We start from the raw sequence: 2,308 nt of genomic DNA on the forward strand, positions 1-2,308 counted from the left end.
TAACCGCTGGAAATTTCTGCAATTAAAAATATAGCCGTAAGCGGACAATACATTACGCCACTCAGCACACCCGCCATGCCCACCAAACTAAAATTACCTTCCGGTATTTTTATCCATGGCGTATTGTTTAATAATTTACTAAAAAAGAAACCGAGGTAGGCACCACTAAATAACGAAGGTGCAAAGTTGCCGCCATTTCCACCGCTGCCAATGGTAATACCGGCAGCAATAGGTTTTAATAAAAATATTAAAGCAGTAAAAACAATTATACCCCAGTTATTACCCAGCTTTGTAAGCAGCGTGGTGTTATCTGTAAACGAATTATAATTACCACTGGCAACTAACTTAACACTGTTGTATCCTTCGCCAAATAATGGCGGCAATATAAAATAAATACCCAGCAAAAATAAACCGCCGGCAACAGCTTTTAAATACTCATTCATTTTCCACTGGTGCATTCTTTTTTCTGTGGCTTTAAACATACGGGCATAGTACAACGATACAAAACCCGCCAGCACACCCAGCAAAATATAGTACGGCACATTTCTATAATCAAAATTTTGTTTTAATACAAAGTTGAATAAAAAACTTTCATTCAAAATTATTTTAGAACACAGCACACCGGCAACCGAAGAAATAATTAACGGAATAAAATAACTCACCACCGTTTCGGCCAGTAAAACTTCTATTGCGAAAATTACCCCCGCAATGGGGGCATTAAAAACTGCAGCAATGCCGGCAGCAGCACCACAGGCAATCAGTAAAGTTCTTTCCTGGTAATTTAAATCGCTGATGCGGCTGAGGGTGGAGCCCACTGCCGAACCTGTTGCAACAATCGGCGCCTCTAACCCAACGGAGCCGCCAAGCCCAACTGTTATGGAGCTGGTAATAACATGCAGGTAAGTATGTTTAAGCGGAATAAAAGATCCTCTCCTGGCAATGGCTTTTAAAACCATGGCAATGCCTCTCTCAATTTGCCCGCCAAAAAAATGCCGGATAATAAAAACAGTAATCAATAAACCCACAGCAGGAAATAATAAATAAGCAAAACGGTTTACAGGAATTTTTTCAATGGCATGTTGTATAAAATGCACCAGCGATTTTAGCAGCACCGCAATTAACCCCGATATAAAACCCACCAGCGTGGCAATTACCATTACAAATTGCACCCTGCTAAGCCGGGTACGCAAAAGATTAATTACTGCAGAATAAAGTAGTTTAATAATTTTCAATAAATTACTGGTTTTGTGCTCAGTTGTTTTACTGCACAAAGATAGCAAACCATAGTTGTAGTTTCTTATTCGCCATACCAATCAGACATTGAATCTTTCCGAGAAAAAAAATGTCAGGTTGAGGAAATAATAAAAAAATTTAAGCTCTTTGCAAATGACTGTAAGAAAAAAGTTCTCAGCTTCGCTGCAAAAGGGTTGCCACGAAGGCACAAAGGCACGAAGTAGAAAAAAAGCTTTGCTTTTTTCCTTTGTGTCTTTGAGCCTTTGTGGCTAAAATCAATTTTTGCAAAAAAATTGTTTATCAACCTTTTAAAATATATGTCATTAGCAGCTTGTCGAAACCGGTGCAATAGTCAAACACTTTCTACAAGTTCAGGCTGGCAGCATTGTTTCAATATCTAATTGGTATTATTTAGGGCAATCTAATTTTGCTGCGTATTTACTGTAGTTATCAAAACAATCAATTCTTATTGCAGTGTTACCGTTAACAGTTACCCAGCTCAGTTTTAAAAAGGCAATATCTTTTTTAGGCAATTTTAACTGATAATAATAATAGCCCGAAATATTTTTTGCATCGCAGCTTTTAATAAGTGTTGCTGTAAATGTTTTTTTACCAAATATGCTGTCCAGGTTGTATTTAGGCTGCAACTCACTGCTTAATGGAGAACTTACAATACTAAAAGAAGTGTAACCCATGCGTGGGCCTTTAAGCATAATGCTCCATTTTACGGGTTGCCCGGCCTGCATAAAAGTTTTTCCTTTAATCATTATTTCTGTTGCGCCTGTACGGAAAAAATTAATGCTGGTATCATCACTCATTTCCAGTCTGTCAGTTTTCCATTTAACCGGAAATTTCTTTGGTGCTCCCACGGCCCAGTCGCCCACATTTTCATAACCGGTACTGTCGGACAGTAATTTTTTTATAAGATCGTATAATTCTGTTTTGGGGCTTTGTGCAGTTGCAGTAAATGCAGTGCATACTATTGCAATATTGAGGAGTAACTTTTTCATACACTTAAAATTAAATTATATTTTTAAGAAGTGCAAACTGGAAAATGCAGAATTTTAAAAATGCA

Annotated in this window: 2 protein-coding genes; both read right to left on the bottom strand. The window is 37.6% G+C overall.

Annotated elements, in window-relative coordinates; translation table 11 throughout:
- Nucleotides 1-1,232, bottom strand: a 1,232-nt coding sequence (locus ACY65O_RS07155) for a chloride channel protein (protein ID WP_462220167.1), incomplete at its 3' end; no start/stop codon positions are given.
- Between the two features lie 408 nt (nucleotides 1,233-1,640).
- Nucleotides 1,641-2,243: a hypothetical protein gene (locus tag ACY65O_RS07160; RefSeq protein ID WP_462220168.1), complete on the bottom strand. Its 603-nt coding sequence runs from the start codon at nucleotides 2,241-2,243 to the stop codon at nucleotides 1,641-1,643.
- Nucleotides 2,244-2,308 lie beyond the last annotated feature (65 nt).

Origin of the sequence: Ferruginibacter sp. (assembly GCF_031430955.1) — a bacterium.
Classification (GTDB): domain Bacteria; phylum Bacteroidota; class Bacteroidia; order Chitinophagales; family Chitinophagaceae; genus Ferruginibacter.